General features: G+C 58.9%; 7 protein-coding genes. 6 read left to right on the forward strand and 1 reads right to left on the reverse strand.

Translation table 11 applies throughout. From position 1 onward, the window contains the following. The coding region (locus tag RMO15_RS30110; RefSeq protein ID WP_309721921.1) for a DbpA RNA binding domain-containing protein at positions 1-363 on the forward strand (363 nt) is incomplete at its 5' end. On the opposite strand, the gene RMO15_RS30115 is transcribed toward RMO15_RS30110, so the two are convergent. Then, a complete protein-coding gene (locus RMO15_RS30115; protein ID WP_309721925.1) occupies positions 360-1,895 on the reverse strand; it encodes a beta-N-acetylhexosaminidase in 1,536 nt (511 codons plus the stop codon). The two genes, RMO15_RS30110 and RMO15_RS30115, sit on opposite strands and share 4 nt — an antisense overlap. 41 nt (positions 1,896-1,936) lie before the next feature. Here RMO15_RS30115 and RMO15_RS30120 point away from each other — a divergent pair, with 41 nt between their 5' ends. From RMO15_RS30120 to RMO15_RS30140, 5 genes are all read left to right on the forward strand, one after another. Then, the gene (locus RMO15_RS30120) at positions 1,937-2,569 is read left to right on the forward strand and encodes a hypothetical protein (protein WP_309721927.1); all 633 of its coding nucleotides are present in this window, start codon (positions 1,937-1,939) and stop codon (positions 2,567-2,569) included. 121 nt (positions 2,570-2,690) lie between these two features. Beyond that, complete coding sequence (locus tag RMO15_RS30125; protein ID WP_309721930.1) at positions 2,691-3,257, forward strand: sigma-70 family RNA polymerase sigma factor; 567 nt, start codon at positions 2,691-2,693, stop codon at positions 3,255-3,257. Between the two features lie 4 nt (positions 3,258-3,261). Next, positions 3,262-3,837 (forward strand): zf-HC2 domain-containing protein, encoded by a 576-nt coding sequence (locus RMO15_RS30130; protein ID WP_309721933.1) that lies wholly within the window; start codon positions 3,262-3,264, stop codon positions 3,835-3,837. A 4-nt stretch (positions 3,838-3,841) separates the two neighbouring features. Continuing rightward, positions 3,842-4,159 (forward strand): zinc ribbon domain-containing protein, encoded by a 318-nt coding sequence (locus RMO15_RS30135; protein WP_309721935.1) that lies wholly within the window; start codon positions 3,842-3,844, stop codon positions 4,157-4,159. A 15-nt stretch (positions 4,160-4,174) separates the two neighbouring features. Continuing rightward, entirely contained in the window at positions 4,175-5,173 is a 999-nt protein-coding gene (locus tag RMO15_RS30140) for a Gfo/Idh/MocA family oxidoreductase (protein WP_309721938.1), read from the forward strand. The last annotated feature ends 32 nt before the right edge of the window (positions 5,174-5,205 follow it).

A 5,205-nucleotide genomic window follows, 5' to 3' on the forward strand; every position in this document is an offset into this window, starting at 1 on the left:
GATATCGCCGCCGCTGCGCTCCAGCTTCTGTGGGAAGCCACCTCCGCAGGCAACTCGCGTGAGGAGGAGATGGACGAGGAGCGGGCTGCACAGCGTGAGCAGCCTGAAGTCGGGATGGTACGCCTCTTTGTGAGCATGGGCCGCGCGGACAAGCTACGCCCCTCCGACTTGGTCGGCGCGATTCTCAACGAGACGGGCCTGCCGCCCAAGTCGGTGGGCACCATTGATGTCCTGGACCGTGTCTCATTCTTCGAGGTGCCAGCTGCCCATGCCGATCAGGTGATCGAGGCGCTCAGCAACACCAAGCTCCGGGGCCGTCGCCCGAAAGTCGGCCACGCCAAGCCCGAAGACAACCGGCGCTAGGCACTCCAGTGCTGGTCAAAGACCGCCTCCGGGGAGAAAGGAAGCTCTTCGGGGGCGGGACCACCACCATTCCAGAAATACTCGGCGGCCAGCACCATGGCGGTGAACTGGCGCTTTTCTTGCGTTTTCAAGACATCCTCATGGGACTCATAGCCGCACCAAGTGGTCTGGATCAGCCCCTGGGCGCCCACCTGCGCTGCCGCACGGCTGAGGGTCTGGATATTTTTGGGTCGGTACCAGCTTGCGGCCAAGAGCTTCGGAAATCCCGCGTTTTTTAGCTGTCGAAGTGACGGGAACTCCTCATGGGTACCGTACTGCCAGTCCGCAAGGATCACGTCTTTCGGAATGCCAGCGCGTATCCGAGCAGCATCTGCGGCGCGTGGGGCGGTGCCAAAGGCAGGATTAACCTCGGGAGCGTGAAGCGCCATATCCGCCCAGACCGAGATCGGCTTGCCACGGGCAGCAAAGAAGTCGTGCCAGTGCCGTACGCCTTTTAAAAACAGCTCGGGTGCCGCGGTAGGGCGAGAGCGGTAGGGAAAGCGTCCCCGCATCGCCACTTCATCTAGGCCGACATGAAAGGCGGGAGCTTGAAAGAGCTCATCTGCCTCGGCGACAAAGCGCTCCAGATACTTCACCGCCGCCGGGTCATTCAGGCAGAGCGCATAGGGCGTGGCGGGGTCTTCGGCAAACCGAGCATTATTTCCCTTGCCCAGGAGCCAGCCCATATGCCCCAAGCTCTGGAGCAGTGGGTAGACCGTGATACTTCGCTCACGCGCAAAGGCAAGCTCTTCCTTGAGCTGGGCTTTCGTGCCTGCCCACAGTGGTGCAACACTCGGGTCGGCATCCCAGCGCACCTGCTCGACCTCCAGAAAGAGGGCGTTGAGCTTGAGCGGTGTCAAGATACGCTGGATGAGTTTCTGGTGAAAGGGGAGGGCACGGTTGCCATGAAAGAGATGTACAGCGCGAAGCGAGAGCGTCGGCCAGTCTCGGATGGCGATTCGTGGCAGTGTCGTGCTCGTACTTTTGACTAGGAGCTGAAGCAGTGTCTGAACGCCCCAAAAGAGTCCACGAGCGTCTCGCCCGGTCAGGCGTATGCTCTCTGGCTGGATGGTAAGCGTGTACCCTTCTGGCTTCTCGGGCGTCTGCGAGTCGGCCCGCTCCAGATGGATCGCCTGTCTTGGTCCAGGCGCGCTGACGAGGCGGAGCGGCTTTCCGAGGCGCTTTGCGAGACCTTCTTGAAGCGCACGGACAGCCCGCTGCTCTTCTGAGTTCAAGCCCGACGGGAGAACGATGGGGGTCTCCGGGGTGAGCGTAAACCCAGCATGCGACTCGAAGCGTATCTCCTTGGGCTGTGGGATTAACACAGGCGCTTGAGATTGTACGAGCACAGGTTTTGGTAAGGGCACTTGGCTTAGCGGCACCCCCTCCTCCGTAACTTTATCGAGGGCACTTGGCGGCTTGGGAGAACTTGGACGGCGCTGACAGCCCAGACTTAACACACCAAGTGCTGCAAGAGAAACAAATCGTGACATACTCCCTTATGTTCGGCTCAGATTGCACCGATAACAAGAGTATGAAAGTCATCTTAAAGCCTGGTGGATTCGTGGTCGTCGGAACCCTGGTCGTCCTTGGTGTTTTTGGTGCCGTCAAATTTCTCTCTCCCCGCCTCAATCCCTCTACGCCTTCGGAGAAACTAGTGGCCAAGTCCACCGTGAGTGCCGCAGGCCAGAAGCCTCTGACAGGTGCTTCTCTGATTGACCCCACTCGGCAAGAGTGGAGCCTCGCAACCCAGAAGCCCGCTGCCGCAACAATGAAGCTCCAGGTCAGCCCCGAGCTCCCCGCAGGCTCGCAGCACTCGCTCCACCTTGAGGTCACCGCAGTGGATGCCAATAAATACTGGTGTGCACAGCTTCTGAAGAAAGTCCCGCAGGCCGTGGAGGGCAACCATAACCTCACGGTTCAGTTCTGGGGACGCTCTAAGAAGAAAACAGCGGTCTACGTGGTCTTTGAGGAAGGACTCTCACCCCACACGGCAGAGCTTCAGAAAAATGTTCGCTTTACCCCGGAGTGGCGACAGTACCAGTTTCCGTTCCGCACGACTAAAGATCACACAGACACCCATGCCAATTTCTGTATCAAGGCAGGCTTAGAGGTAGGTGAGTTTGAGATCGCCAATATGCATGTTTTAGACAACGGCAAAGCATAGTCATTCAAGAGCGAACTTTTTCCTGTGCTCCCCTGTCTAATTCACCAGATCCTACAATTTTTTCGAAAATTTGTTAAAATCGGGAACGCGGCATGGGCATTGCAGCGTAGAGTAAGGTGAAATGGGCGAAAGCGAAGCGATAAGTGTTGAGGCAGGTGGTGGTGTCTTTGAGCGCCTGATGCAGCGCCACCGGAAGCAAGCCTACCATGTTGCCTACCGAATGACGGGCAATCATGCCGATGCCGAGGATCTGTTGCAAGAAGCCTTCGTGCGTGCCTTCCGCTTCTTCGATAACTACCGCCGTGATCTTCCCTTCGAGAAGTGGCTCTTTCGGATCATGTCCAATCTCTTTGTGGACGGCGTCCGTAAGAAGAACAAGATGCGGGTGACCAGTCTTGATGCTCCGCTCCCCAGTGGCTCAGAGAGCAACCTCTACCTCGATATCCCCGATGCCCGCACCGAGCCGGAGCGTGTCACGCTTCACGAAGAGCTCGATGAGCAGATTCAGAACGCCCTCGCTGCCCTCCCCGTAGACTTCCGCCGCACCGTTATCTTGGCCGATATTGAGCAGCTCTCCTACGAGGAGATTAGCAAGCTCACCGGCTGTACGATTGGCACTGTCCGCTCCCGCCTGCACCGTGGCCGAAAGCTGCTCCGTGCACGGCTGGAAGGGTTCACGCTGAGGTAGCATTGTGTCGTGTCGCTTCTGCCGGGAACGGCTCTCCGCCTACTTAGACTCTGAGCTCTGCGACCAAGAAAAAGGGGAAGTGCAGAGCCACCTGGAGTGCTGCGCCGCCTGCCAGGTTGAGTACCGTGCCCTCCGTGAGACTAAACAAGCCCTTGCCTCTCTGGGAGCCCGCGTCTCACGTGAAGAGATCGAGCGCCTGCTCCAGACCGATGTGGGAGAGGCAGTTCGGCGCTATGCGAGCATGCCAGTCAGCCCACGCACGGTCACTGCTGCGATTTTTTCGGTGATCGCTCTCTGTGTGGCAACCGCGCGAGTCGCAACCCGTGAGAGCCGCCGTGGAGCGCCCCTCCCCGAGGGTGCGTATCTTCTGATGGAACCCAGCTCCTCCTCAAGCAATAGGGTCTTTTCGATGTTTCCTATGCACACCAATAGTGCAGAGTCCGTCGAGACCTGTGTCTCAGTACCCAATAGCAATAGTGTCATGCAACCCGCGATCTACTGCGGAACACTCTACGTCACGCCAACCCCTGCCCCTGTACGTCGGGCATTTTTCTTTCAGGCCAGCTTCAGCACCCGTTAGCCTTATGCCAATCTTTGAGTTTGCTTGCAACGAGTGCAGCTCCAAGCGTTTCTCCGAGCTTGTGGGGGTACTTGCCCAGACCTCCCCAATTCAGTGCCCCCAGTGCGGCAGCCAGAATATTCGCAAGCTTGTCTCCCGCTTCGCACGGATTCGCTCTTTAGATGAGTCACTGGAGAACCTGGCGGACATGGCAGACCGAGTAGATGATAAAAGCCTAAAATCCGTTCGTGGGCTGATGAAAGAAGTGGCCGGTGGCATGGGTGATGACATGAGCACCGACGATGTTGAGGAGATGATTGAGGCAGCAGCGGAGCTAGAATAGGAAGGTTGTTCGGAAATGCGTTTTGGAGTTGCCCTGCTAGGGCTAGATCACTGGTACACCGCCCACGGCGTCTGTGAGATTGCCAGTAAGTCAGAGAACGTGGCGCTGATAGGAATTCAGTCGCCGCATGAGCTACACCGCGCTTGGGCACAAGAAAAATACCCGAGTATTTCGGTTACCGACGATCCCGCCGCGGTTCTCTCCCGCAACGACGTTCACCTAGTCGCGATCTGTGCCCCCACCGCCGATGCCCCCGCGCTCGCCAAGCAAGCCCTTGCCGCAGGAAAGCATGTCGTTGCGGTCAAGCCCTCTGCGACCACCCTCACAGAGCTCGACGATGTCATCGCGGCAGCCGAAACAGCAGGCAAGTTCTTTGGCTCGTTTGAGGGCATGCAGCGCCTTACCCCCCGCATCGTAAAGCTCCGTGAGCTGATCCAGTCGGGCGCGATTGGCACACCGCTCTCCTACCATCAGATCGGCCACGGCGGCCTCCCCTCACCCTGGCCCGGCCAGCCCGGAGGCGCTCACAGCTGGTGGATTGATGCCACCAAGGCTCCCACAGGAGCCTGGACAGATCACGCGATCTATGCCATTGACCTGGCACGCTTTGTCTTCGGCGGCGAGGTCGTCTGGAGTGCGGGCCTAATCGAGAACCGCGTCCACACCGAGCTTGCCTTAGAGGACTATGGCATCGCGCTCCTGAAGCTCCAGCCCGATTCCGGCGGCTCTCCGGTCTCGCTGATGCTAGAAGATACCTGGGCAGCGGCTCCGGGCGGCGGTGCGCACCGAGTCCTCTTTATCGGCACCCACGGCACGATCCGTCCCGAAGGCAACGACTGGGTAGTGAGCGCAAACGGAGAAGAGATCCACCACACGCCAGACTCCTCCCCCTTCTTCCCGCTGGACACCCTCGCGAACGCGCTCACCCAAAACACGGAGATTCCCTGGACCGCCACCGATGCCCGCGCCAACTTCGCCGCGTGCCTTTCGGTATATTCAGTTTCGGGCGGCTAAAGCAGCCCGCTGTTGCGGCAAGACCCATAAAT

The sequence above is a fragment of the Armatimonas sp. genome (genome assembly GCF_031410135.1).
In the GTDB taxonomy this organism is placed as follows: Bacteria; Armatimonadota; Armatimonadia; order Armatimonadales; family Armatimonadaceae; genus Armatimonas.

Excerpts from the sequence above, each read along its gene's own strand:
- RMO15_RS30115 (WP_309721925.1), bottom strand. The coding sequence starts at position 1,895 with ATGTCACGATTTGTTTCTCTTGCAGCACTTGGTGTGTTAAGTCTGGGC.
- RMO15_RS30120 (WP_309721927.1), top strand. The coding sequence starts at position 1,937 with ATGAAAGTCATCTTAAAGCCTGGTGGATTCGTGGTCGTCGGAACCCTG.
- RMO15_RS30125 (WP_309721930.1), top strand. The coding sequence starts at position 2,691 with ATGGGCGAAAGCGAAGCGATAAGTGTTGAGGCAGGTGGTGGTGTCTTT.
- RMO15_RS30135 (WP_309721935.1), top strand. The coding sequence starts at position 3,842 with ATGCCAATCTTTGAGTTTGCTTGCAACGAGTGCAGCTCCAAGCGTTTC.
- RMO15_RS30140 (WP_309721938.1), top strand. The coding sequence starts at position 4,175 with ATGCGTTTTGGAGTTGCCCTGCTAGGGCTAGATCACTGGTACACCGCC.